This window comes from Candidatus Aquicultor sp., from assembly GCA_036504445.1.
Taxonomy (GTDB): domain Bacteria; phylum Actinomycetota; class Aquicultoria; order Aquicultorales; family Aquicultoraceae; genus DASXVE01.
Genome location: DASXVE010000024.1, coordinates 182,505 through 209,028, shown reverse-complemented (window position 1 = coordinate 209,028; position 26,524 = coordinate 182,505). Strand labels below are relative to the sequence as shown.

Below are 26,524 nucleotides of genomic sequence, written 5' to 3'. Positions count from 1 at the left end.
TTTTGTTTCCAGCCCGGTGATTTAGTACGGGTCGATGGCGGAAAAGGTACGGTGGAGGTGCTATTCTAGTTACTTAATCCTGACCTTTTGCCCAAGCGATGATCGGAGCGATGTTGTCTTTCCTGATGCCATCCGCCGAATCCAGCTTGGCAATAAACTTCTATCATACGTGCCCAGTGCCCAGGTGCCTTAAATCAAGATAACCTTCAATTAATAGAGGGTTGGGTTGTCATACTCGATGTCCGTTAGATCCAATTTAATATACGTATACTCCCCGGAATCGAGATGCCAGCTCGCCTGTCCTTTGACTTGGATGTGCATCCCATTTATTGTTCTATACTCGCGGACCGGTGAGTCCGCAATCCATTTCGTCTTAACAAGCTTGCCGCCGCCAACATCGCGGGCTCGTTCAGCGGCAAAGTATATAAGCTCTCCCTTATCGTTAAAAGTGAAAACCCCGGAAACCGTGATGCCGTGATCGGTTATACTAGCTCTCGCGCTTTGTGCATCGATCGGCTCCCACTTGACCTTGTCGCTGACGAACGAGGTTGGGAACCACGACATCTCGCTTAAGTAACGAAGCAGCGAGGCCTTATCCATGTCTTTGCCTTTGGCATTAACCGCGGTGATGGTCGACATTACCTTCACATGCATATTGCCTGTGCCGTTCAGGTACATATCTTGAGCCGACATTGTGAGAAGCGGCGCCATAGTGAGGCTCCCTTTCCATACAAAGCCGGGGTTATCCACAGCAAAGAATTGTTCTGCCTCAAGAGGAATCCAGTTCCCATCCGGTTTTGGTCTCATAAACCCTTTTTGCTTAAGTCTTACGGTTGCTACTCTCTTTTTGCCGATGACTTTGGTGTAGCGCAGGAATCGTTGCACCGGCTCAGGCAGGTCTTTGATGTCTTCTTCTGTGATTACTGCGCGCTCAGCTTTTGGTTGGTCCTTAAATAGCCGTCCGACTTTGCCGTTAAAGGCACGTTTAAAGCTGATATTGCCAATACCGACTACAACTGCTGCTAATACTAGCAGTACGCCCACTCCTATGAGCGCGAGCTTTATAAACAGTGCAAAATTACCCATCGTAGTCCTCCTTCGTCTCATTGCTGATTTGTTGCGAAAGCTCATCAATACCGTCTGATAGCTTTCTGAGTAGTTGTTGCAAAAGCAGTGTTTCCTGGCTTGTTAGATATTGAAAGAGAGCGGCGATATACGCTTTGTCCCCAATTTCTCTTTTCTGCCAGAATTCTTTGCTTTGCAGGGTGGTTGCAAGGCGGGTCACTCGTTTATCGCTTGGGTCGCTTTCAAGGGTCACGAAACCGCGTTGCTCGAGATTCAACGCGATTGCCTTAATGTTCTGATGGGAAGTGTTAAGTTGCCGGGCCACTTCTTTAATTGATGGTTTTCTTTGGAATAAGTTTTCGATAACGGCAAGCACGAGCCATTGTTTGGTAGTAAGATTGTATGGCGCAAGCACCTTATCCAGTAAGGACTCGAGCTTTCGCTCTAATTGAAAGATTTCACCAAAGATTTCACTCATCTCTTGCTGCCAGATACTTTCAGTTTGAGTTGACACAGTGACCCTCCTATTGGGTAATGCATTACCTATAATAGGTAACATACTACCTAAAGGCATCGATGTAAACACTTTTTCATAAAAATATTTCAAACTTTTCAGCAGGGGTTAATGCAAGAAGACAAGTTGCATAAGAGTACGGATATTGTCTCATTGGGACGGTGCTTGGAAAACCCACGGCAAAGCGTGTTTGGAATTTCGAACTATTGTTATTGGGTATAATGATGAGGCGAAATTATGGTTTATATGAAATGGGATGTGTAGAACCTTAAATCATGAAAGGAGATTGTTGTATGGCAAAACCTATCGTTAATCATGATGAATGCATAGGTGACGGCGTTTGCGCTGAGATATGCCCGGAGGTGTTTGAGTTACGCGATGACGGGCTTGCTTACGTTATAAATGAGGATCCTGATCCGAGCCTCAATGATAAGATTAATGAAGCGATTGAAGAATGCCCGGCGGTTGCGATCTCAATAGAAGAAGAGTAGCGCCGGCCAGAGCATATATCTTGAATATTTTAAGAAACCGCTCTATAGGGCGGTTTCTCTTCCACTATGGTGGTGATGTGTGCAATGCTGTTTATCATAGTATTATCTATAGCAGCATTATACCCAAAACGCTTTTTCGCTTTTATAAGCCCGGGAAACAGGCGGCTGCAGTAATAAGCCCTTATCGGCTCCGCTAGAGTCTGATATAATATAAGAGTGCACCTGGAAAACGACTTTAATAAGTCATTTTCCAGTTTCAACCGCCGATTACCACCTGTCGCAAATCCGGTCAACCGCGTGCTTGAAATATTAATAGATAAACGAGAAAAACGCATATTGTGTTTACGACAACCCGGGCAAGAAGAAAGGTGATAAAATACCGGCTGATTTGCGGGAGTTGTCGCTACTGGCGTTTTTCTTAGATTGCAGTTATCAACATGATAAAAAAGAAATGAATAAAATGGCTACATCAAGCAAAAAGACCTTCAACGACGAGGAAACACATATTGTTGACGAGAGCCTTGAAGTCAGCATGGGCGAATCTCAATTTCCTAAGAGGTTCGTCGCGCTGTTTCCCGCCCTTGATAACAGAAACTACAGGTTCTATTTTGCCGGGCAATTAGTGTCGCTCATCGGGACATGGCTTCAGATTGTTGCCCAAGGATGGCTCGTTTTAACGCTGACCAACTCAGCTTTTCTTATAGGTGTTATTGCCGCACTTGCCACCGTGCCCGCGCTGCTCTTTTCTCTTTTTGGCGGCGTAATTGTTGATAGGTTCCCAAAGAGACAGATCCTCATTTTTACCCAGGCGAGTTCGATGATCTTGGCTTTCACCCTTGGAATATTGACGGTGCTGGGCGTCATTGCCGTTTGGGAAATCGGGTTGCTGGCGTTTCTTTTAGGGTCGGTAAACGCCATCGATTCCCCTGCCCGGCAAGCATTTGTTCCCGAGATGGTAGGGAAGGATGTGCTGCCGTCCGCAATTGCTCTTAATTCCGGCACTTTTAACGCGGCGCGAGTCATCGGGCCCGGTATTGCCGGTTTCCTTATATCGGTCGTCGGTACCGGGGGAGCTTTTATTGTTAACGGCCTAAGCTATATAGCGGTAATAATCGCGTTGCTTGCAATACACGTAGAGCCATATGTGCCGAAAGAAGTGCCGCACCCGATTAAAGCCATTAGAGAAGGCATCGCATACTCGTTCACTCACCCGATAATACGTACGCTCCTGATTTTTACCGGCGTAATCTCGATTTTCGGCTGGTCGTACACAACTATTATGCCGGTTATCGCCAGGAATATCTTTCACGTAGGCGCATCCGGTCTCGGCTACCTCTATATGGCATCCGGATTAGGCGCACTGGTGGCGGTAGTACTTATATCTGCTTTTTCCGAGAGAGTGTCCACGATGGCATCCATTATCGGGGGAAACACATTGTTCGCAGTAAGCCTCGCCTTGTTTACGTTTACGTCCAACTTCTCGCTTGCCTTAGTGCTGCTCTTCTTTGCAGGGCTCGGCTTGATAGCTCAGTTCTCAACCGTGAACACGACTATTCAGAACTTGGTATCCGACGAAGTTCGCGGACGCGTGGCGAGCATTTATGTGCTAATGTTTATAGGCCTTGCCCCGCTGGGGAACTTTGAAATCGGGTGGCTGGCCGAGAGGGCGGGCACTGAGACCGCCCTGCGGGTCGGGGCAATTATTGTGTTTCTCTTTGGGATTTTGGTGCTAAGGAATCGACAGAGAGTTAGGACAGCGTATATGCTATATAGAGAAAGAACCTAGGGTTGTAAATATATCTGCAGGAGAAGGAGAAAGCTATGTGGTATTGGGTGTTATTAGTAGTCGGGGTTGGCTGAGGAATTCTCTCGATTCAGGGAGGCATCACAGGTGTGATGCGCCAGGGTATTAACGTAGGATCGGTTGCATCGGTTCTGGCAGGATTGGCTCTTTTCGTCATGGCGTGCTGGGCATACGGACGTGCAGTGGCATAACCGATTCTACTGCGGATAGCAAATAAGCGTACTTATAGTACATTAAAGCAGAAGCGAATTCACTTCTGCTTTTTATATTTTCATATGTATAACCATCCCCTAGATTTGCATACAAACCGAAAGTCAAATATGCTTAAGGTTAATTGATATCTATTAATTATTCTTAACAAATGGTGAAGTTTCTTGGCTAAGGATGACAACAATGGAGTCGCTCTCGCCCGTAGTGCTATTTTTGGTTTCCTTTCCGGAAGCCTCGCTTGTGGCTATACTTGGTTTATCCATATTTGGGATAAAACCAAAGCTGAGCCAGGTACTGTTTATCGGTTTCATACAGGCAATTCTCGGTGATCTAACTAGATTGCTTCCTATTCCCTTTGGCTTTCATACCCTGCTTCAGTTTGTTACTTTCTCAGCGGTTATCTATTTTGCGGTTGCCATCCCGTTTGGGCTCAGCTTTCTGGTTTCGCTGCTGGGATTGATCATCTACGGCGTGGTTGAAGCGATTATCGCACCGCTTTTGTTTTCCATAACAGGGCTCTCTTTTGCCGCGGTTTTTAATAACAGCTGGTATCGCGTCGCCTTCTTCACACCTGAAGCGATCGTTTTGGTCGTTCTTATACTCTTGGCGCTAAAATTCAGCGATAAATTTACAAAGTTCAGAGAGCTCATTGTTAAGCCTGAATCGAATAAGCGGCTTATATCTAACACATCGTTTCCTTTAGTCGGCCTCCTTTTTGCCCAGAGCTTCCTTATGGTGGTCTTATATTTATCGAGCTATATAGCGGTGAGCGAAGATAGTCGCGTGTTCTCAAGCGGTTTTTTCGGCTTCTCGGCCCTTTACATCTCGGTAATTGTTGTGTTGGCGATTTTGATGCTCGTATCGATCAGGCGGACGTTTGCACTTATACAGAAGGAAACTAAAACCAGGGCCGAGCTTGATTCACTGCGTCGCGTTGAAGAGTTGGTAAACACCATTAGAGCGCAGCGGCATGACTTTACCAATCACCTACAGGTTGCCTATGGGCTGCTTGAGGTTGGCGCGCATGATGAAGCAAAGGAATATATCGGGAAAAATGTCTCGGAGATTAAGAGATCGTTAAACCTGGTCAAGACCGATAACGTGGGTGTTACCGCGCTGCTGTTTACGAAAACAGGCTTAGCGGAGGCAAAAAGTATCGACTTTAATATAAACATCGACAGCAACCTCAATCCTCTCCCAATGGGAACGAGGGATATCAACACGATACTTGGAAATCTAATAGATAATGCGTTTGAGGCGGTAAGCAATTTGCCGGTAGATAAGCGTTATGTAGAAGTGAATGTGGTGAAAAACACGAATTTACTGGTAATCGATGTTATTAATTCGGGGCAGCCGATAGATAAAACACTGATTCACAGCATATTTGATCCGGACGTTTCGACCAAAGGCGAAGGGCGAGGCATGGGCCTCTATAGCGTACGAAAGATTATTGAAACATACAAGGGGACGGTTTCCGCGGCAAGCGATAGCGACAAAGTTACGTTTACGGTTCAAATACCCTTTAAAAATTAGAAAACCAAAAGCATAATGCTCCGATATCGAGCAAAACGATAACTCGATCCATGTAGAGGGGATGCAAGGATGTTAAGAGTCATAATAGCCGATGATGATCCTTATATGAGAATCATCTTGCGTAAAGCTCTCGCCCGGATCTCAGATATAGAAGTAGCTGCAGAGGTAGAGAATGGTGAACAGCTCATACAAGCCGCAACCACATCTGCCCCGGATGTCATATTTGTCGATATCGATATGCCGGAAACAGATGGGTTGGAGGCTGTACGCAGGATTTCCACCAACAAGCCCGATACGTTTATTATCTTTGCGACGGGCTATGATTCTTACACCCACGAGGCATTTGAGGTCTATGCCTTTGATTATCTGGTCAAGCCCTTTAATGCCGGGCGCATAGAACAGACAATCGAACGCATAAAAAAAGTAAAAGATGAGCGCAGAGAAGTCGTTCTAGCCGATAAGCAGGCTATAAATCCTGAAAAAGCGGATGCTATGGTATGCGTTAAGTCTAACAACAAGCAATATTTCATTAAGAATCAGGACATAATTCTGGTAACGCGTGTAGGTCGAAAGACTATCCTGTATACCCGGCAAGGGACTATAGAAACCAAACAAACGTTGCAGGATATAGACCGGGCATTATGCAGCCCCCGATTCTTCCGCTGCCACAAAGGCTATATAATTAATGCTGATATGGTTACCGAGGTTCTTCCGTATGGCAATAAGACATACATCGTAAAGTTCGCCGGCACGGACAAAACTGCCTTGATGCCCTTAGACAAAGTTCGAGAATTTCGTGCACGCTATGACAACGCTGTTATGTAATTATCCGGGCGAAACATCGCGCACGCAATAATTACCAAAATATTCCTTAAGCTTACCCCGCTCTTACCCGATATACTTTATACTGGTATATTAGTTTCTTCGTATTATTAACTTAATCTTTACTCAGAAATGCAGTTCAACTTGCTGAGAGCATTCCGATACCATATCAAATATACAGCATGTGTAAGCACATGCTGTAACCATCTCAGCCAGACACAGTACCTTTAATTTGGAGAGTTGCACTGGAGATATAGATGGCCAACATGCAAAGCGTAGCCGCGAATATTTCCCGCTACATTGGCAGCGAGCTAGGTTTCGATCACGAACAAAGAGAAACCGTCCGCTACGGACTCGAGATTATTCTCGGGTCTTTAATCAAGGCTTTGGTAATCCTTATGGTTTCTTTGATACTCGGCATAGTACCATATGTTTTTGCCCTGCTCGCGACATCCATTAGCCTGCGTATTCTTTCCGGCGGCACTCATTTTAGGACGTATATGCGCTGTTTGTCATTCAGCGTGGTAACTACTGTATGCATAAGCTTTGTCGCTATCGCTGCCGCACCTTTTATGGATGCTCCCGATATCATAATAACTATCGCTTTCTCAGCTCTTATCGGGCTCTATTTTATTCATATGTGGGCGCCTGCCGATAACCCTAAGAAGCCTATTAAGGGTAAAGCAAAACAAGCAATGTACCGGCGACTTTCAAGTTTATTTGTTGTTTTGTGGGCGACCCTTATCATTCTGATAACCTTAACCTCACCCGCCATGATGACAATGACGATGTGTCTATCGAGCATCGGCGGCTTTATTCTGCAGATCGTAAGTATCTCGCCTTTAAGCTACCGATTCGGTGGGCTGGCGGAAGACCGTTTAGATTCACTGTACGCACATGGGAGGTGAAAAAAGTGGTAAGTATGATAAAACACCACGTTCTTTCAATGATTGCCGATCTAGCTAATGCGGCGTCCGGGCTCGGCCAAGTATCAGCAAGCTTCTTTATCTGGTATCAACCCGAGACTCCGGAACACTTGAAAGACGCCTAAAACCTGCAAATGTTAGGCATCTAAAGAATAAATGAGGGTGCGTCAAGACGCACCCTCATTTATTTTCTTCCTTTTCAGACACGAATTCTTCCTTTTCAGACACGATGTGTATAAACTAAGTGGCTGTTTGCCTATTATTACTTTAGATACACGATTCAACAGGGCAGGCGTTACAATCAATCAGGGCGTCTTGAAAAGAGGGGGTTTGCCCGGCAAATTATTTGGCGTTCTATACCAAGAGACATGCTACGAAATGTAGATTTGAGGACAGCAATAAATGTTGGCAAAGCGATTTATTAAATCAATCTGGCCGGATTTTTATGAACCTGAAAGCAATCTATATGCTTGGTTAAGGAGTTCTAGCTTGGGAGCGGTCGCCTGGAGTACGTTCGGAGAGCATGTGGTTGATAGCATCCTCGAGGCTATGCCCGGTGGTGCTATCGTTGTCGACAGAAATGGCCGTATCGCGTTTGCCAATTCCCAGGCAGAGGGAACTCTAGGTTTGCAAGGGATGGAAATCCTAGGCCGCAAGTTAAGAGATCTGCCGGTTAAGATAACCGTGCTTGACCTTGATTCACCTCGTGGTGAAGCGCCCCTGGTTTCATCGTTGGTTATCGGAAAACCCGTGCATGATATTGGTTGTATAGTAAAACAATCTGATGGGGCTGCCTCTATCGTATCTGCCTCGATTAGTCCCCTTAAAGGCGATACAGGTGAGCTAGTTGGTGTCGTCCTTACCCTATTCGATCCGATTCGATATGAGGCAGCCCACAGAACTATAGACAGTGTAAAGAGAGAACGTCTAGAAGTAGAACTGGCAGCCGTAAGGGAATTCAGCGATGCTCTAAACAATATCAATATTACGATAAACTCGACGCTTGAGTTCGAAGAAGTGATGAAGAGAGTCATCGTTGACGCAACCAAAGCTATCGGCGCTGAAAGCTCCGCGATCTTGCTGAACAATAATGACGGGTGGGTTGCAAAATATGTCTATGGGCTACCGGACGAGTTTAAGGGCAAGCGGTTTAGTGAGAAGAGTGCTCCGCATATAGCTGTTGCCGTGAAAATAAAGAAGATCGTAACCATTAGCGATGCTTACCATGACGAGCGAGTTAACCCGGATATCGCGCGAACCTACCGGATTCGTTCAATGATCGTTGTTCCTCTCATTGTTAGGGGAGAGCCTATCGGGGCGCTTATCTTTAATTACCATTCAGCGCAGCTCGCGTTTTCCGAGCATCAAATCGATTTTACGACTAAATTATCCGCATCCATCTCGCTTGCTCTAGAAAATGTACGCCGTTATGAAATCGAGCGTGATATTGCAGATACCCTGCAAGAGGCACTCTTAACGGTCCCCGAACACGTGCCCGGGATCAAATTCGGGCATCTCTATCATTCGGCAACCGAGGCCGCTAAAGTCGGCGGCGACTTCTACGACCTCTTTGAGCTCGATGGCGGGCGCGTTGGCATTATTATCGGGGATGTATCCGGAAAAGGGCTTGGGGCTGCGGCATTTACCGCACTTATCAAGAACACCATTCAGGCATACGCTTATGAAAACGGTTCACCGGCTTCGATTGTGGCAAGAGCGAACGACGTAGTGTTAAAATCGATCCCCGATTCGATGTTCGCGACCTTGTTCTTTGGGGTGCTTGATACTAAGACCGGCTGTTTGACGTACTGCAGCGCCGGTCATCCACCTGTTCTGCTTAAGAAACCCAGCCGCAGAACAATACAGCTTGAGACCAACTCACCGGTTGTCGGTATGATGCAGAATCTCACATTTGTTAATAACGAGGTGATCCTCAGACCGGGAGATATTCTAATCGGCTATACCGACGGAGTTATCGAAGCGAGACACGAGGGCCGGTTCTTTGGTGAAGAGGGGCTAGTGCAGTTCATTGAAGGTCTAAAAGACATTAGTGTTGCCAACCTGCCGCAACTCATCTTTAACGAGATTATGAGCCAGACCAGTAGTAGGCTATCGGACGATCTCGCCGTTCTTTGTGTATCCCTCTAAACGCCCGAGCAGTATCCGCCCGAGCAGTATCCGCGCGAGCGCTAAGCCCCTTTCTTATATGTGACGGCCTCGGCAATCTCGTCGTGGATTGAGAGTATCTCGGTCAATGGCTCCTCTAAGGAATCGAGGCTGCTGGGCTGCATTCCGAAGATATATTTTGGGCAGAACCAGGAGACGCAGAGAATCGGGCGTTTCTCGTGTGGCAGCGTGCAACCGGATTTACCCAGATATCGGCAGGGTTTCTGGCTGTTTTGCGCAGAGCCACGCAGATGTGCGAAGGCGCGTTTTACGCTATTTGATAGCATTACCGGGAGATTCAATATTTTCCGATCATAGTGATCTAACGGCTCGCCCATGCCGGCATGGATGAATTGGTCGAAATCGGTATATCGTTCGATTCTTTCCAAGCAGCAACGGCCACATGATCTGCAAAGACTACCATAACCCCCGGTTATATCGCGAATCTTTGAATGGGCGACTTTGCGTTTAGTGTCAAGCGACCGGGCAAGCTGCCGGTCGGGCCGGTCGGGTAGCTCAGGCATCTTGGCTTGCAGATAGTACAGCCTGCCGTTATAGCGCACAAACCAGCGCACAAAAAATAATATATGCTTCTTTGAAATCCGCTGCATGAACTGACCCTGCTTCTTATTAATGCGTCGAAAGTATCCAAGCTAATTAGTTGAGCAGCTCGGTTGGAATTGTCCTCTAAGTTTTTACCCGTTTTCGCACATCCCGTTAGCTCTTACAAGCGCATTTTTATAAAGGGGCGTGAGGCCGAATACGGTACTTCTCCACGCATATACCTTTCGGGAGCAGCAGCCTCAAAACTTACTTACCTTCGCTCGTGGGAACTCTAATTCCCTAGTTACAATGGAATTTTGTTGGGTATAGTCAAATTTATTGAAGCAGAGAATCAACTAATTAGTAAAGTCTAGCGCAATTAATTGCAACAGAGTAGATGAGGTGATGTAGATGAGTAATTTTCCGGCGTTGTTTTCCACTGGCACAATAGACTCGCTAACGACGAAGAACCGATTGATTATGGCACCTATGGTGCGAAACTACGCAGATGAGCATGGATTGGTTACTTCAAAATACGCTAAGCACATTGAGCGCATCGCACGCGGTGGTGTTGGGGCTATGATTCTTGAGGCTTCATATGTCCGCCCGGACGGCAAAGGGTTTGTTAATGAACTCAGTATACATACAGATGATGTTATTCCGGGCTTGAGGCAACTTGCAGACATAGCGCACAGCTACGGAGCGGTGATCGGGCCGCAAATATTTCACGCCGGCCGCCAAACAGCATCCGCAATAATGGGTGTGCAGCCGGTTGCCCCATCACCCATTCCCGATCCGACGGTTAATGAGGTCCCCAGGGCACTTTCTGTGGATGAGATCCATTCGATCGTAAACGACTACGCGCAAGCGGCGCGTCGTGCCAAAGAAGCGGGATGCGATTTTGTGGAAGTTCACGGTGCCCACGGTTATCTCATTACGCAATTTCTCTCACCGTTTAGTAATGCGCGCGATGATGAGTACGGTGGTTCGCTGGAAAACCGGATGCGCTTCGTGTCAGAGATAATCCAGGCGATTAGGGCCACAGTGGGCGCCGATTTTCCAGTAATCGTCCGCATTTCCGGCGAGGAGCAGGTTCCAACCGGCCTAACGCTCGATGACTCAGTGAAGATAGCACAACGGCTAGAAGAGCTTGGCGTAAACGCGATTCACGTTTCGGCTGGAAATTACGCGTCGTTTGACCGGGGAGCTATGATCTCGCCAATGGCAATTCCCGATGGGCCGCTCGTGCCCTTGGCAAAGGCCATAAAAGGTGCGGTTAAAATGCCTGTTATTGCCGTTGGAAAGATACGCACTCCAGAGCTTGCTAATGACATTATTCAGACCGGCAAAGCTGATTTTGTGGCGCTAGGCCGCCCGCTGCTAGCCGACCCGGATTGGCCGAATAAAGCCCTAGAAGGCCGCACCAGTGACATCGATAAATGTATTGCCTGCAACCAGGGGTGTATTACACGGCTGTTCGGGCAGCAAGACGTCTGGTGTACGGTCAACCCGGAAACATCGAGAGAAGAGGAATTCGCACGACCCTTTCCTGAGTCTAAGAGAAAGGTTCTGGTTATCGGGGGAGGCCCGGCAGGCATGGAAGCCGCTAAATATGCGGCCGGCCGGGGCCACCACGTTGTGCTATTTGAACAACTCGATCACCTGGGTGGTCAGCTTGTAGTTGCGGCGGCGCCACCGCATAGGCCAGGCTGGGAAGAACTCCGCCAATATTTGGGGCACGAGATGAATCGCCTCGGGATTGATGTGCGCTTGCAGACAACGGCAACCGCCGATCTTGTCCAGAAGGAAGGCGCAGACGTGCTTGTTGTCGCCACCGGCTCCTCTCCGGTTCGGCCAAGTATTCCCGGTATTAGCGGTGAGAATGTCATTACGAATCGCGATCTTCTTGAAGGTACGATGACCGCCAAGGGAAACGTGGTTGTTGCGGGTGGCGGGTGCTCGGGGGCACAGACCGCAGAATTTCTCGCCGATCAAGGCCACAATGTAACTATTGTAGAGATGCTCGGAGACATTGCAAAGGACGCGGCAGCAGCAGACCGCGATCTTCTAATAGCGCGTTTGCAGAGCAAAGATGTTAAGACGCTTACAAATACAAAGATCATGAAAATTGAAACCGATAAGGTGTTTGTGGAACCCCCGGCACGATCGGAGGTGTTACCGGCGGACACAGTGGCGCTCTGTTTGGGCCAGGTTCCAAATAACGCGATTGTTGGTGAGCTGCGCAAAATTGCGCCCCAGGTAGTGGTAATCGGTGATGCAGTCGAGCCGCGAAAAGTAACGGAAGCAATGATTGAAGGAGCGCGTGCCGGCCTTACGGCAGGGGAGCGTGGCGGTGAGCTGGCAGCATAAAAAAAGGCCCTCTTGGGATATATATTGCTTAGCGCCCGAAAAATGGCTTCGGCAAGTCATCTTTTCTCTTTCTCCAGGTTGTTACAAGCCTTTTATAATCAGCGCTTTTAGATGTATACGAGCCCGGCGCAATAAAGGGGTTCTAAAAATCTAAAAATCTTTATTAAATCTTTGCTATATCCGCTATACGCGGTCGAGTCTGTGGTAAGAATCTGTTATAGCATGTGGCCTTAGCTGCGTGTATGCGTTAGCTTGCACACCGTTCCAAACAATATACTGACGGGAAGCAGCAGCGTTTGATAATTTCAATGTCGGCATACACCTACGGCCAGTGTCTGCGCACGGGTGTTTACTTCAAAGAAAAGGTGGCGAATTGGCGATTAAAGTTTTAATGCTGGGGTGGGAACTACCCCCATATCATTCAGGTGGTCTCGGGCGGGCATGTGAGGGTATGACACGAGGTCTCTCAGGCCAGGGTGTTAATGTCTCGTTTGTCTTGCCAAAAAAACTTCCAGGTGCTCAATATGATTGGATGATAGTTTATGATGCGTCGGAATATGCGATGAGTGATCCCCCTGGGAATCCGGCGGGTGCTGAAGCGTGTCTTGAGACAGTTGCTAAGCAGCAGTGTGCTCTTACCCGTGGCTATGCTGCAGTACCGGGGGCGGCTTTGTGTAGTAGCTGCTTTAGTGAGTTGAGCGGGCATCTCGCGCATATAGGTATTTATGCGCGCGGTGTGCTGGCCGTGGCCGAACGTCAAAGCTTCTCAGCCATTCACGCTCACGAATGGATGACTTTTCCCGCGGCGATTCTTGCTCGTGAAGTCGCAGCACGGCAAGGCAGAAAGGTGCCGTTTATCGCGCATGTCCATGCTACGGAAATCGACCGGCACGACGGGGCGACTATTTACAATATCGAAAAACAGGGTTTACAAGCCGCGGATCGGATTATCGCAGTCAGCGAGCACACCAAATCGGTTATCACTACGTACTATGATATCGACCCCAATAAAATCAGCGTGCTGCATAACGGCATCGAGCCACGGCAACCGGCAGTTCAGCCGAGACATGCGCTCAAGCGGCGGCATAAGCTGGTCCTGTTTCTCGGACGGGTCACATATCAAAAAGGTCCCGACTATTACGTTCGCGTGGCCAAACAAGTTACCGATCGGTATCCAAAAGTAAAGTTCCTGATGGTTGGTTCGGGAGATATGCAGGCTTCGATGATGGAGATGGCTGCCGCCATGGACCTTACAGGGAAGCTACTCTTCAATTCATGGCTTCGAGATCACGACACGGATAAGGCGTACCAGATGGCCGACGTATTCGTGATGCCATCGGTCTCCGAACCGTTTGGCCTCGGCCCCTTGGAGGCGATTCAAAACGGAACACCGGTCATTGTATCGAAGAATTCGGGTGTGGTTGAGGTGGTTAAGAACTGTGTTGCCGTCGATTTCTGGGATATCGAGCAGATGGCTTCTGCAATTCTTAAGCTCCTCGAAGATGAGAAATATGCAAAAGATATGGTGCTCCGGGCGCAGGATGAAATCAAATACTTGACATGGGATAGGGCCGTTCGTAAGTTGCTCGGTATTTACGATCAGGCGGCAAAGGGAGTGGCCCATGCCTAGTGTTTGTCTCTATTTTCATGTACACCAGCCGATGCGCCTTAAGGCTTACGATGTCATAGGTATCGGCAGAAATCCTGAATATTTCGACGATGCCAAGAATGTCGAGATACTGCATAAAGTTGCTACGAAGTGCTATTTCCCGGCAAATAATATCATACGCGAGCTGATCGAACGCTTTGATGGCCGGTTTAAGGTAAGTTACTCGATATCCGGCGTTCTGTTAGAGCAGGCTATGCGGTTCGAACCGCAACTCATCGATAGCTTTCGCGGCCTCGTTGACACCGGCTGTGTTGAACTCGTTGCGGAAACCTATTACCACTCGCTCGCCTCGCTCTATTCGGCTCAGGAGTTCTGCGAGCAGGTACAAGACCATATTAACTTGATGAAAGTGCTATTTGGCAAAGAGCCGAGCGTATTTAGAAATACCGAGCTGGTATATTACGACCACATAACGAAGCTCGTGGAAGAGTTTAACTTCAAGGCTATACTGGCCGAGGGTTGGGATGCTGTCCTCGGCTGGCAAAGCCCAAACTTTGTGTACAGAGCTAAGGATACAGATATACGGCTTCTGCTGAAAAACTACCGGCTTTCTGATGATATCGCCTTCAGGTTCTCAAATAAAAGCTGGGAAAGTTGGCCTCTGAATGTGGATAAATTCTCACACTGGGTGTATAGGGTGAACGGGAACGGCCAGGTAATCAACTTGTTCATGGATTACGAGACGCTTGGCGAGCACCAGTGGGAAGATACCGGCATCTTTGAGTTCTTGCGCCACCTTCCGGAGGCGATTCTAAGGCACCCGGATATGGATTTCGTTACTGTGGGTGAGGAAGCGTCAAGATATGAGCCGGTTTCCGAGCTGTCGATGCCGCACCCGGTTTCCTGGGCGGATACCGAGCGGGACCTTTCGGCTTGGTTGGGAAACAATATGCAAAGGACATCGATACAAGCGCTCTATGATTTAGAGCAACGCGTAAGAGAGACGCGAGACCCCGCACTGCTTAAAGTATGGCGTCAGCTGCAGATATCAGACCTCTTTTATTACATGTGCACCAAATGGTTTAGCGATGGGGACGTCCACAAGTATTTTAGCGCCTATGATCGGCCGCACGATGCGTATATGTACTTTGCCAACGCGCTGGTCGATCTCGCCGAGCGTATCGAGGATTCTTTGGAAAGATCGGAAACCGGTCAGATTGCTTAGTGGCTGGAGGCAGGGATGCGCGCAAGACCATTTTTGTTCGAGGTTTCCTGGGAGATCGCTAATAAGGTTAGCGATCTCTATACCATACTTGCATCAAAATCCGCTTTGATTAAAGAGGAGTATAACGACTATTATTTCTTAATCGGACCGTATTTTGCAGATGTGTCCGAAAGCCGGTTCATTCGGCGGCAACCTCCCGAATTCTTACAGAGAGCCCGGAACGACCTTGCGGCCGAAGGGCTGCGATTTCACTACGGCACCTGGCTTCTTGATTCGGAGCCTCAGGTCATCCTGATTGAATTTACGAATGAACTCGCCCAGCTTGCACAGTTTAAGACATGGCTGTGGGACACGCATCGCGTCGATTCTTTATTCGCCGGTTCTGATTTCGAGGAACCGTTGGCGTTCTCGTGGGCGGCCGGCAAACTTATAGAGTCGATTCGCCATATGGGGGTCAAAAGGGAGTGCATTATTGTTCATGCGCACGAGTGGGCGGCCGGGGCTGCGCTCTTATACGCGCAAGCAGCCGGCCTCGACTGCTCGACGGTGTTTACCGTGCACACAACGGGTGTAGGTCGCAGCCTCGCCTTAGCAGGCGCTACTTTCGGTGAAAATATCGATAGCATCGATGAAGGCTGGGTCGCAGCCGACCCTGGTGTTACCGGCCGGCACACCCTTGAAAAAGCGGTGGCGCTCAACGCGGATGTGTTTACTACAACCTCCGAAGTCACCACAAAAGAGGCCGGGGCTTTCTACGGTCGAAAGCCCGATGTAGTTTTACCGAACGGTTTAGACCTGATGGAATTTCCACGCATGCAAGAGATCGACAATGCGCACCACAAAAACCGCACGAAATTGGATGAATTTGTGCAGTATTACTTCTTTCCACGTTACTCGTTCGACCTTGATAAGACGCTGTTTTTCATCACTGCCGGCCGTTATGCGTTTCACGAAAAAGGAATCGACCTCCTTATCGATGCGCTGTCTGCGCTCAACCAGAGGCTCAAGGAAGAAGACAGCGACACAACAATCGTAGCGATGTTGTTCATGCCGGCGGCTAACTCGGGTGTTAGCGACCAGGTGATCGAAAACAAATTCAGGCACCAACAGATTATGCAGATTATCGGTAAGGAAGCAGAAAAGGTCTTAAATCGTATTGCTCGCGCTTACGGTGGCGAGCATGCTTTCGATAGCGAATGGATTCTTGGCAAAGAATTTCTAGAGCAAGTTCCCGTGAATCAACGGCGTCTGAAGCGAGGCGGCAACCCGCCGCTCGTTACGCACGATCTACCCGATGCCGATCGGGATGCGATACTGAGCGCATTTAAGCAAAAAGAATTATTGAACGCCGCTGGCGATAGGGTGAAGGTGGTATTTTACCCGGCTCAATTATCAGGCGGAGACGGTCTTTTGGATATGCAGCTTTTTGATGTGATGGCCGGGGCGGATCTTGGCGTATTTCCATCGCTCTATGAGCCGTGGGATTATGCACAGCTTGAGGCAGGTGCGCTTGGGCTGCCTTTGATTACGAGCGATCTTTCCGGGTATGGGCGTGCGCTCAAGCGTATCGGTGCGGACAATGGAGCGAACAAGAAGCTCTCCGGCACCAATGTGATGAACCGTGATGCTAGCAATTACGAAGTGCAGCTAAAAGAGCTATCGTCGATCTTATATAGACACGCTATGCTGGAGGATGCCGAGCGCTTGCAGCTGCGTCTTCACGCTCAGACGCTCGCCAAAAATTTTGATTGGAGACTGCTTATGAAGTATTACTTTCAAGCATATGCGTTTGCGGTCGGTGGAACAAAGCTGGGGGCCGCGTAAGAGTGTGACGGTCGGTCTAAAAATTCGGGGTTCTAAGCTGATATGACGCAGTTCTTGCCGTGTGATTTGCCTTTGTACATAGCGATATCGGCTTCTCTGATAATGTCATCTAGATCTGACTTCTCATCATTGTATTCGCTGACGCCGATGGTAACCGTCAGCGACACCTTCTTGTTTTGATAAATCAGAGGCATACTTGCAATTATTTTGCGAAGCCGCTCTGCGACACGTTGCGCCAGCTCTTTATCGGTCTCCTTAAGGAGAATCAAGAATTCTTCGCCGCCCCACCGGGCGACACAATCCATGCCTCACAATTCAGAGGAGAAGGCATTGGCGATAGACGACAGAACGAAATCTCCAAAATCGTGGCCAAACTCATCATTGATGTGCTTAAAGTCATCGATATCGGTTATCAAAATAGAGAACGGTTTGTGGTTTAGAGCGAATCGCATTTGTTCGTGTTTTAGTTTCTCGATCATATGACGTCTGTTTGAAAGCTTTGTCAATTCGTCAACACGCGACATACGATCGAGTCTCGCCTCGGCGGCGACAGCCGCCTTACAGTAATATTGAGTTACGGTAGAGAGCAAGATAAAGAATATTGCATAGTTAGAGAAGTTTACCAGGCTTAATGTCGTTGTGCTGATACTATAAACCGCAGTAGCTTCTTGCATCGTTAATGACATTGCTTCATATGCCGCAACAGCTAAAACCGATATTGAGAGCTTTTGCGCCATTGTCGAACGGGAACTATAGAAGATGAGAGGGATAAGCGTAATTACGTAGATGTGAAAACCGCTATTCCAACCGACGTAGTAAGTACTCAATGCCGAATGCACGATTATCTCGAGCATTCCTGCAAAGGCTGCTATGTTGTCGTAGCCTTTGCGAATCATGAAATAACTTACTATATACAGGGGACAACTCACAAATACGTTAAACAGTACTAATGCCTTGATCCCGAGCAGGTAGAATATAATAACAAACGATATGTGTGCTAAGAAAGCAAGTAAATAGCAAGCAAGCATTACCGTAACGTACCGGTAGTGCTTAACGCTTACATTTTGTGGTACTTTAAAGATATTGCTAGCGAATTGAGAGAACACCTAAATCAGTCCCAAACATTATCTACGTATTATACTTATCGTCAACTTATTATCAATACTATAGCCTAGAGGACTAATTATCTGCCTTTTCTTGAGCGAAAAGCGCCTTTTGGTCAAGACGCGGTGATCCAAAAAGCAACGAGAGGGCGTTTTCAGCTATCCCTGGAGAAGTTGCACGCCAAAGATATTTAATCTGCTTGCACATGAGTGTATGGTCTTGACTTGGATATGGGCTAGGTTCATGCTTACATTATAATCTAGTAACATGTAGAATATTTATTATGTCAGTACGAAATGCCCTGCTAGGGCTATTAGGACAGCGACCGTGCCACGGCTACGAGCTTCATGCGGCATTCGAAGCCGTGGTGGGTGGAGAGGAGATTTGGGACGTTAAACCGGCCCAGATTTATACGACGCTGTCGCGATTAAAGGAAGCAGGGCTGGTTATTGAAAAGGCGATTGATCAAGACGGAGGCCCGGAAAAACGCGTCTTTGAAATCACTGCAGAGGGGCAGTGGGAGTTAAACAATTGGCTCGCCACGCCGGTTATAGGCAAGCATCAACGCGATGAATTCTTCGTCAAGCTTATGATCGGCTTGGCAACGAAGGCAGTAGACCCGTGCACGATCATCTACACGCAACGCGCCAGCTTTTACCAAGAGCTGCACGACGTGACCGCGCAACGAGGTACGGCGGATCCAGCGTCTGAGCTGGCGCATATATTGATGCTCGATAAGGCCGTCATGCATCTTGAGGCGGATTTGCGGTGGCTCGATATGATTGAGGCGCGTATTGAAGAGATACGTCGGCAACCGCTCCCCGAACCGGAACCGCGCCCGCGCGGGCGCCCGCGTAAAAGGCAACAATAATTCTTCTACGAACCGACAACCATTCTTTGGAGGTGCATACCTTGGCAATTGTAGAAACAACAGAGCTTACTAAGGTCTATGGAAAGGACGAAACCGCCGTAATTGCACTTAACGCAGTAAATCTGCGGGTAGAACAGGGAACATTCGTCGCTGTTATGGGGCCGAGCGGCTGCGGCAAATCGACGCTGCTTCATCTCATCGGCGGCTTGGATAAGCCGACGTCGGGACAGGTAACGGTGGATGAGCACGACATAGCTCAGATGAATGATACGCAGCTAACCGAGTTGCGACGTCGCAAGATGGGCTTTATATTCCAGTATTTCAACCTTATACCGGTGTTGAGCGCACTCGAAAATGCGGCGTTGCCGCTCACGCTCGATGGGGTCAAGCAATCTGAAGCGCTTACACGAGCGGCTGAATGGCTCGCACGTATGGGACTGGAGGATAGAATCAACCATAAACCGGATGAACTCTCCGGCGGGCAGCAGCAGCGCGCCGCGATTGCCCGCGCTCTCGTCGCCGAACCAGCTCTGGTATTAGCGGATGAGCCGACCGGCAACCTCGATACCAGGGCTTCCGATGAAATCGCGCTCTTACTCAAGCAAATTTCTGAGCAATGGAATCGTACGGTCGTTATGGTAACGCACGATCCTCGCATTGCCGCCCACGCCGATAAAATCATCTTCTTAAAAGACGGCTCGATCGTCGATGAGACCCGGTTGTCGCATAACGAGCAGGACGATGAAAATACTGTGCGTGAAAGGATGGGGCGTCTATGAGTTTTACCGTTAAACTCGCACTTAAGTATCTAATTGCGCGCAAGGCACGCAGCTTTTTGACAACGCTTGCAATCATTTTTGGCGTAATGATTATTTTTGGTCTTAACGGTGTGCTGCCAGCCGTCGAGCAGGCGTTTCTACAAAATATGTCGGCTTCAGCGAATCAAGCGGATATAACGGTCACGAGCGAGACGCAGGGCGCCTTCGATAGCAGCGTGGCAAAGAAGGTTCTCGATGTTTCCGGTATCGCTCATGTCACGTCATTGCTGGTTAGGCCGGTAATTGTGCCCACGGCTCAGGCGCCGCGCACCAAAGACGGACAACCGGTGGCCTCGTTCATGCTAAACGGTATCAACCCGGAGAGCATTACAGCCGTGCTTCCGTTAAGAATCACGCAAGGCCGGCCCCTTTCGTCCAGTACGAGAAAGTGTATGCTTATTTCAACCAACCTGTCGGACTCAACCGGTCTGAAGGCCGGCGATACACTCACGTTACCCTCAGGTGCGGGAGAAACTAAGTTCTCAATAGTTGGGCTTGTGGAGGCGCTTCCGTCACCCGGTGCGGAAAATTTATACGTGCCCATTAAAGATGCGCAGGCGCTGTTCGACCAGCCCGGCAGGATCAATGTGATCGAAGCCCAGGTAAACCCCGGTGCCGACCGCAAAACGGTGCAAAAAGCAGTCCTTAAAGCTCTTGATGGTGGGTATAAGCTCGGCGGAGCTGAGACGGGTAGCCAGTATTTGTCCAGTGCTAATCTGAGTAAGACCTTGTTTACCATGTTTGGCGTGCTGGCTCTTGCCATGGGTGGCTTTATTATTTTCAATACCTTCCGCACGATTGTTACGGAACGGCGCAGGGATATCGCAATGCTCCGCGCGATTGGCGCATCACGCCGCACGGTGCTGGGGCTCATTCTTACCGAGAGCTTGCTGCAGGGTGTAATCGGAACGGCACTCGGCATTGTCGCCGGGTATCTAATGTGCGTCGGGATTCTCGCCGCAATGCGGCCGCTCCTTGAGAGCTATACGCATATCGTGGTAGGCGGACCGGTCTTTTCAGCGACTACGTTTGTAGCTGCTGTCACTTTGGGTATCGGTGTGACCGTGCTTGGAGGGATCGTGCCCGCTCGTTCGGCGAGCCGTGTAGCGCCGCTCGAAGCATTGCGGCCGCCTACGGCGGAGACCGAGCGCAAGCAAATTAGCAGGGGCGTTATTGCCGGTATCGTATTAATAGGTATCGCCGTAGTGGGCCTGGTTTCACGGAACCTCGGTCTGGCATCGTTAGGCGCCTTGTTGTTTCTTGCCGGTCTGGTGCTTGTAGGACCGGCACTGGTAAAGCCTATTTCATCGCTCTTTGCGCGGCTGTTTGCAATCGCCTTTGCACGGGAAGGGCAGATCGCCGAGGGCAATGTGGCACGACATCCAAAACGCGCCGCTATTACGGCTTCGGCACTGATGATAGGTTTAGCGATTATCGTTGCGCTTGCCGGCATGATAGCAACGCTATCGGCGGGATTTACGACATATATCGATAAGAGCTTGCGCTCGGATTATATTCTAATGCCGCAAGCGCTGGTGCTCGGAAGCGGCAATGTTGGGGCCGGACCCAGCCTTAAAAAGAAAATTCAAAGCGTACCCGGCATCGAGGCGGTAACCACGATACGTGTAGCGACCGCGAAGGCCGGTTCGGCCGAACTTCAGGTCATCGGCGTCGACCCGGTTGAGTATCCGAAATCGTCGGGTCTCGAATTTTCGGCAGGCGACCCCGCCTCTGCCTATCATGAACTGGCGACGGGGCGCACGATGATTGCAAACGGTATTTTTGCGAGCCGGAAGGGTGTAAAGGTGGGCCAGAATGTAACGTTACAAACGCCGCAGGGGCCCGAAACGTACAAGGTAGTTGGAATCGGAATGGACTACCTTAATGCCAAGATCGCCACCGGCTATATTTCGCAGGCTAACCTTAAGCGCGATTTCAACGAGATCACCGATTTACTCATCATGGCGAACCGGAAAGCGGGGGCAAACCCGGCGCAGGTGAAGGCCTCCCTGCAGCGTACTGTAAAAGATTATCCGGCGTTCACCCTGTTCTCCATCAAGGAGTTTCGCGCCACTCAGAAGAGGACTATAGACGGCTCACTCATGTCCTTCTACGTTTTAATGTTGATGTTTGCAGTCCCATCGCTCATCGCGCTGTTGAATACACTGGGTATCAACGTGCTGGAGCGCACGCGTGAGATCGGGATGCTGCGCGCTATTGGCGCCACCCGTCGCCAGGTGCGGAAGCTGGTTGTCGCCGAAAGCATTTTGCTCTCGATTGTCGGCATTTCGTTCGGAATTCTTTCAGGCTTGTGGTTGGGCTATATACTGGTTAGCGCGATGAACGTCAGCGGTTTTCAGTTGCCGTACTTCTTTCCGTACGCCGGTATTTTGCTTACTGTAGCTGTTGGGCTTTTGATTGGTGTCGTGGCGGCTCTCGGGCCTGCCCGGCATGCGGCACGGCTCAATATTGTCTCGGCGCTGCAGTACGAATAAACGTTTACATAAAAGCAAATACGGGTGGATCAAGAATAGCGGCTTAAAAGAGCCGCTATTCTTTTATTAAGAGACATTGCGTTAGAAACAAATTGCAATCTTCGGCATCCTCGGCTTCTTATGCTTATGGAATTTACGTCATCGAGCGGGCATACAACGTGCTGTACCTGCTGTATATGACCGTATTCGGGCCTTCTTTCTGGTCGCTGGCCTGTTTTAGATATCAGGAGTCTTAGGACAAACCAGGAAACGGCAGTTACGCCATCGCTACAGAGGCTACTGCAAACTGGCTGTTGTACAGTGAAGCATAAAACCCGTTTGCTAAGAGCAGTTCATCGTGATTGCCCTGTTCAACGATATTGCCATCATCAATGACGAGTATTAAATCGGCATCTCTAATGGTCGACAGCCTGTGTGCGATAACAAAGCTCGTTCTGTCTTTCATAAGACTGTCCATCGCTTTTTGTATGAGCAATTCGGTTCGCGTATCGACCGAGCTTGTGGCCTCATCGAGAATCAGAATCGGTGGACCTGCTAGCATGGCTCGAGCTATCGTGAGAAGCTGCTTTTCACCTTGCGAGATATTATCCGCCTCTTCGTTGAGAACCATATCATAGCCGCTCGGCAGCGAATGTACGAAATGGTCGACGTGGGCAGCCTTAGCCGCGGCAATAATCTCATCATTGGTCGCATTGAGGTTGCCATATGCGATGTTTTCCTTGATGGTGCCGTTAAAGAGCCAGGTATCCTGTAAGACCATTCCAAAGATACTTCTTAAATCAGCACGCTTCATGTCGCGGATGTCGACACCGTCAATCTTGATCGAGCCTTTATCGACATCGTAGAAGCGCATCAGCAGGTTAACCAGTGTTGTTTTACCGGCGCCGGTCGGGCCGACAATCGCCACTCTTTGACCCGGTTCTATATTTGCGCGGAAGCCTTTGATGACGGTTTTTTCCGGGTCATAGCCAAATACAACGTTGTCGAATTCCACGCCACCGTTAACTTTTGCAAGCTCAACAGGCCTTTCGGTTTCCGGGATCTCTTCGTCTTCGCCGAGGAACTCAAAGACGCGCTCGGCTGAAGCTGCGGTTGATTGCAGCACGTTGGCAACGTTTGCCATCTGTGCTACCGGTTGGTTGAATTGACGCACGTATTGAATGAACGCCTGGATATCACCGATATTGATAGTGCCTCGCACTGCAAGCCAGCCGCCCAGCACGGCAACGCCGACGTATCCCAGGTTGCCGATAAAGTTCATAATCGGCCACATGAGACCGGAGAGGAACTGCGATTTCCACGCGCTGCCGTAAAGCTCTTTGTTGATAGCCTGAAAATCTTCGACGGAGCGTTTTTCGCCGTTAAAGGCCTTAACGATTTTATGCCCGGCGTACATTTCTTCGACGTGCCCGTTGATTTTTCCAAGCGTTACTTGTTGATTCTTAAAGTGCTTTTGCGACCTCTTAACAACCGCGCCGATAAAGCCGAAGCTGAGTGGAAGAATCAGGAACGTGACCAGCGTCAAAAGCCAGCTTATCGAGAACATCATTCCCACGATACCGATAATCATGGTGATCGAGGTCACGATCTGGGTCAGGCTTTGATTGAGCGTCTGGTTCACGGTATCTACATCGTTCGTAACGCGACTCAGCACGTCGCCGTGTTTTTGTGTGTCGAAGTATTTAAGCGGCATGCGGTTAATTTTTGCGGATATGTCTTGCCGGAAATTATACGATGTTTTCTGCGACACGCTCGACATAATCCAACCCTGGATGTAGCCGAAGAGCGCGCTCAACACAAATAAGCCGATCAAAAGCAGGGCGTAATCCGCAATTTTATTAAAATTGATACTCGGACGCTTGGAAAAATCGAGCGTTTTAATTTTATTGAGTTTGTCGGCCGGTATCTTCTTAAGCACGGCCGGTGGTGCTTGTTTTATGATATCCGCGCCGGTTGTGCCGGGGGGAATCGACACACCCTTCGGTAGCTTCGAGGTAACCTGATCGTAGATGACGATGTTGGTGTAGTCTTTGACGACCTGGTTGGTCATATCTCCAAGTATTCGGGGGCTCACAATTGCAAAGCCGGTACTTGCTATCGCAAAAACGAGCACAAGAATTATTGAAGCCCAAAATGGCCGCATATATTGTATGAGGCTACCCATAGTGCCCTTGAAGTCTTTGGCTTTCCCGCCCGCCATCATATGGCCGCCGCCGAAGCCTCCGCCAAATGGTCCTCTGCCAGGCCCAGCCCCGGCACTACCCGGACCGCCTTTGCCGCGAGGCCCTAAAGGTTGTTGTGTGGTTTCAGTGTTTCTATCGCTCATACTAAATCCTTCTCCACAAGCTGTGATTGTTTGCCGTTATCGCTATTAACTATGCTGCCGGCTAATTCTTCTTCAGATAACTGCGACGATGCAATCTCTTCATAAACGCTGCAGTCTTTCAGCAGCTCTTTATGCCGGCCTATGCCTACGACTTTGCCTTCGTCAAGGACGATAATCTTGTCGGCATTCATGATTGTGCTTATCCTTTGCGCGACGATGAGCACTGTCGAATTCTGTGTCTCAGCGCTGAGCGCTTCTCGTAATGCGGCGTCTGTTTTAAAATCGAGTGCCGAAAAGCTATCGTCAAATATGTAGATATCCGGCTTTATAATCAGCGCTCTGGCAATTGAGAGGCGCTGCTTTTGACCGCCGGAGACATTGATGCCACCCTGCGAAATCGGCGTTTCGAAATGCTCTTCAAGCTGCTCGATGAATTCATCGGCTTGGGCGGTATTTGAAGCTTTGCGTACCTCTTCATCCAAAGCTTCCGGCGAACCGTACGAGATATTGCTGCTTATCGTTCCTGAGAACAAAACTCCCTTTTGCGGTACGTAGCCGATTTTCTCGCGAAGACGTTCTTGCTTTACTTCACGGATATCGACGCCATCCACGAGCACCTGGCCGGCGGTTACATCATAGAAACGGGGGATAAGGTTAACCAGCGTCGACTTTCCGCTTCCGGTACTGCCGATAAATGCGGTAGTTTCCCCAGGGTATGCCGTAAATGAAATATTTTGTAAAACCGGGCTATCGGCGCCGGGATACGAGAATGTCACGTTGTTAAACTCGACAACGCCTTTTTTATCTTCAGCAAAAGCAACCGGATTGTACGGGTCGTTAATGGCCGGTTCGGTCTCTATAACTTCGGCCACTCGTTGCCCGGACACCGAGGCGCGCGGAACCATTATAAATATGAGCGAAATCATTAAGAAGGACCAAATGACTTGCATGGCATACTGCATAAAAGCTATCATGTCGCCGATCAAAAGATTCCCGGTACCTATCATATGCGATCCGATCCACACGATGCCGATCGAGGTAAAGTTAAGCAGAAGCATCATCATCGGCTGCATAACGACCATTAAGCGGTTTACGAATAGGTTGATTCTCGTAAGTTCGGTATTGGCCCGCTCGAATTTTTCTTGCTCGTGTTCTTCGGTATTAAAAGCCCTGATGACGCGAAGCCCTGTTAGGTTTTCCCGCGTCACTAAATTAAGCTTATCAACCAGTTTTTGGAGGAGCTTAAATTTCGGCATGGCAATAGAGAACAGAAGCACCATCATCCCGATAATTATGGTAACCGAGAGAGCGATGATCCAGGTCATCGACGGAGCCATGCCGTACGCTTTAAATATGGCGCCGATACCCATGATGGGCGCCGCAAGCACCATTCTGAACAACATGATCAGCACCATTTGTATTTGCTGGATATCGTTGGTTGAGCGTGTTATAAGGGACGCCGTTGAGAACTTATCAAATTCAGTGAGCGAGAAACTCTCTACCCTTGAAAAGACCTTCTCGCGCAGGTTCATCGAAAAGCCGGTTGCGATCCGCGCCGCCAGGAAACCGACACCGATAGAACATGCCGCGCCCAGCAGGGAGATGAGCAGCATCCAAAAGCCTGTGGTAAGGATAAGGCTTGTATTTTCTCCGACGATACCATGGTTCACGATTTTGGCCATGTAATCCGGTAACTGTAAATCTGCCATTACCTGGGCAAACACTAAAACAAAAAGTGCGACAACAGCCATTGTGTATGGTTTCAGATATTTTACTAATCTCAGCATTGTGCGCTTTACTCCTATTAA

19 protein-coding genes and 1 pseudogene are annotated in these 26,524 nt (G+C 49.0%); 14 read left to right on the top strand and 6 right to left on the bottom strand.

Going from position 1 to position 26,524, the window contains the following annotated elements; genetic code table 11:
- Window positions 1–210: 210 nt before the first annotated feature.
- Entirely contained in the window at window positions 211–1,086 is an 876-nt protein-coding gene (locus VGK02_07100) for a DUF6544 family protein (GenBank protein ID HEY3374812.1), read from the bottom strand.
- Window positions 1,079–1,579 (bottom strand): MarR family transcriptional regulator, encoded by a 501-nt coding sequence (locus tag VGK02_07095; protein ID HEY3374811.1) that lies wholly within the window; start codon window positions 1,577–1,579, stop codon window positions 1,079–1,081. Before VGK02_07095 ends, VGK02_07100 begins: the two co-directional genes overlap by 8 nt.
- 293 nt (window positions 1,580–1,872) lie before the next feature.
- On the opposite strand from VGK02_07095, the gene VGK02_07090 reads away from it, so the two are divergent.
- From VGK02_07090 to VGK02_07060, 7 genes are all read left to right on the top strand, one after another.
- Window positions 1,873–2,070, top strand: coding sequence for a ferredoxin (locus tag VGK02_07090; protein HEY3374810.1), 198 nt, complete (start codon window positions 1,873–1,875; stop codon window positions 2,068–2,070).
- 460 nt (window positions 2,071–2,530) lie between these two features.
- The gene (locus VGK02_07085; GenBank protein HEY3374809.1) at window positions 2,531–3,856 is read left to right on the top strand and encodes an MFS transporter; all 1,326 of its coding nucleotides are present in this window, start codon (window positions 2,531–2,533) and stop codon (window positions 3,854–3,856) included.
- Window positions 3,857–4,324: 468 nt separating this feature from the next.
- On the top strand, window positions 4,325–5,617 hold the full coding sequence (locus VGK02_07080; protein ID HEY3374808.1) for a GHKL domain-containing protein: 1,293 nt from the start codon (window positions 4,325–4,327) through the stop codon (window positions 5,615–5,617).
- A gap of 69 nt (window positions 5,618–5,686) precedes the next feature.
- A complete protein-coding gene (locus VGK02_07075) occupies window positions 5,687–6,442 on the top strand; it encodes a LytTR family DNA-binding domain-containing protein (GenBank protein ID HEY3374807.1) in 756 nt (251 codons plus the stop codon).
- A 254-nt stretch (window positions 6,443–6,696) separates the two neighbouring features.
- The gene (locus tag VGK02_07070; protein HEY3374806.1) at window positions 6,697–7,347 is read left to right on the top strand and encodes an accessory gene regulator B family protein; all 651 of its coding nucleotides are present in this window, start codon (window positions 6,697–6,699) and stop codon (window positions 7,345–7,347) included.
- 14 nt (window positions 7,348–7,361) lie between these two features.
- Entirely contained in the window at window positions 7,362–7,490 is a 129-nt protein-coding gene (locus VGK02_07065; protein ID HEY3374805.1) for a cyclic lactone autoinducer peptide, read from the top strand.
- A gap of 400 nt (window positions 7,491–7,890) precedes the next feature.
- Entirely contained in the window at window positions 7,891–9,513 is a 1,623-nt protein-coding gene (locus tag VGK02_07060; protein HEY3374804.1) for a SpoIIE family protein phosphatase, read from the top strand.
- Window positions 9,514–9,554: 41 nt separating this feature from the next.
- Here the strand turns inward: VGK02_07060 and VGK02_07055 are convergent, their stop codons facing one another.
- A complete protein-coding gene (locus VGK02_07055) occupies window positions 9,555–10,142 on the bottom strand; it encodes a hypothetical protein (protein ID HEY3374803.1) in 588 nt (195 codons plus the stop codon).
- Window positions 10,143–10,485: 343 nt separating this feature from the next.
- On the opposite strand from VGK02_07055, the gene VGK02_07050 reads away from it, so the two are divergent.
- From VGK02_07050 to VGK02_07035, 4 genes are all read left to right on the top strand, one after another.
- Window positions 10,486–12,444 (top strand): FAD-dependent oxidoreductase, encoded by a 1,959-nt coding sequence (locus VGK02_07050; protein HEY3374802.1) that lies wholly within the window; start codon window positions 10,486–10,488, stop codon window positions 12,442–12,444.
- A 373-nt stretch (window positions 12,445–12,817) separates the two neighbouring features.
- The gene (locus tag VGK02_07045) at window positions 12,818–14,074 is read left to right on the top strand and encodes a glycosyltransferase family 4 protein (GenBank protein ID HEY3374801.1); all 1,257 of its coding nucleotides are present in this window, start codon (window positions 12,818–12,820) and stop codon (window positions 14,072–14,074) included.
- Window positions 14,067–15,278, top strand: coding sequence for a glycoside hydrolase family 57 protein (locus VGK02_07040; protein ID HEY3374800.1), 1,212 nt, complete (start codon window positions 14,067–14,069; stop codon window positions 15,276–15,278). Before VGK02_07045 ends, VGK02_07040 begins: the two co-directional genes overlap by 8 nt.
- A 15-nt stretch (window positions 15,279–15,293) precedes the next feature.
- Window positions 15,294–17,102 (top strand): glycosyltransferase, encoded by a 1,809-nt coding sequence (locus tag VGK02_07035; GenBank protein ID HEY3374799.1) that lies wholly within the window; start codon window positions 15,294–15,296, stop codon window positions 17,100–17,102.
- Between the two features lie 32 nt (window positions 17,103–17,134).
- On the opposite strand, the pseudogene VGK02_07030 reads toward VGK02_07035, so the two are convergent.
- Window positions 17,135–17,626: pseudogene (locus VGK02_07030) on the bottom strand (GGDEF domain-containing protein).
- 863 nt (window positions 17,627–18,489) lie between these two features.
- Between VGK02_07030 and VGK02_07025 the strand changes: the two are divergent.
- Genes VGK02_07025 through VGK02_07015 form a run of 3 tightly spaced genes read left to right on the top strand, consistent with a single transcriptional unit; the run spans window position 18,490 to window position 22,390 of the window.
- On the top strand, window positions 18,490–19,077 hold the full coding sequence (locus tag VGK02_07025; protein HEY3374798.1) for a PadR family transcriptional regulator: 588 nt from the start codon (window positions 18,490–18,492) through the stop codon (window positions 19,075–19,077).
- Between the two features lie 41 nt (window positions 19,078–19,118).
- A complete protein-coding gene (locus tag VGK02_07020) occupies window positions 19,119–19,856 on the top strand; it encodes an ABC transporter ATP-binding protein (protein ID HEY3374797.1) in 738 nt (245 codons plus the stop codon).
- Entirely contained in the window at window positions 19,853–22,390 is a 2,538-nt protein-coding gene (locus tag VGK02_07015) for an FtsX-like permease family protein (protein ID HEY3374796.1), read from the top strand. Before VGK02_07020 ends, VGK02_07015 begins: the two co-directional genes overlap by 4 nt.
- A gap of 256 nt (window positions 22,391–22,646) precedes the next feature.
- On the opposite strand, the gene VGK02_07010 is transcribed toward VGK02_07015, so the two are convergent.
- Window positions 22,647–24,716 carry an ABC transporter ATP-binding protein gene (locus tag VGK02_07010; protein HEY3374795.1) on the bottom strand — a complete coding sequence of 690 codons (2,070 nt, stop codon included), beginning with the start codon at window positions 24,714–24,716 and terminating at the stop codon, window positions 22,647–22,649.
- A complete protein-coding gene (locus VGK02_07005; protein ID HEY3374794.1) occupies window positions 24,713–26,503 on the bottom strand; it encodes an ABC transporter ATP-binding protein in 1,791 nt (596 codons plus the stop codon). Before VGK02_07005 ends, VGK02_07010 begins: the two co-directional genes overlap by 4 nt.
- Between the last annotated feature and the right edge of the window lie 21 nt (window positions 26,504–26,524).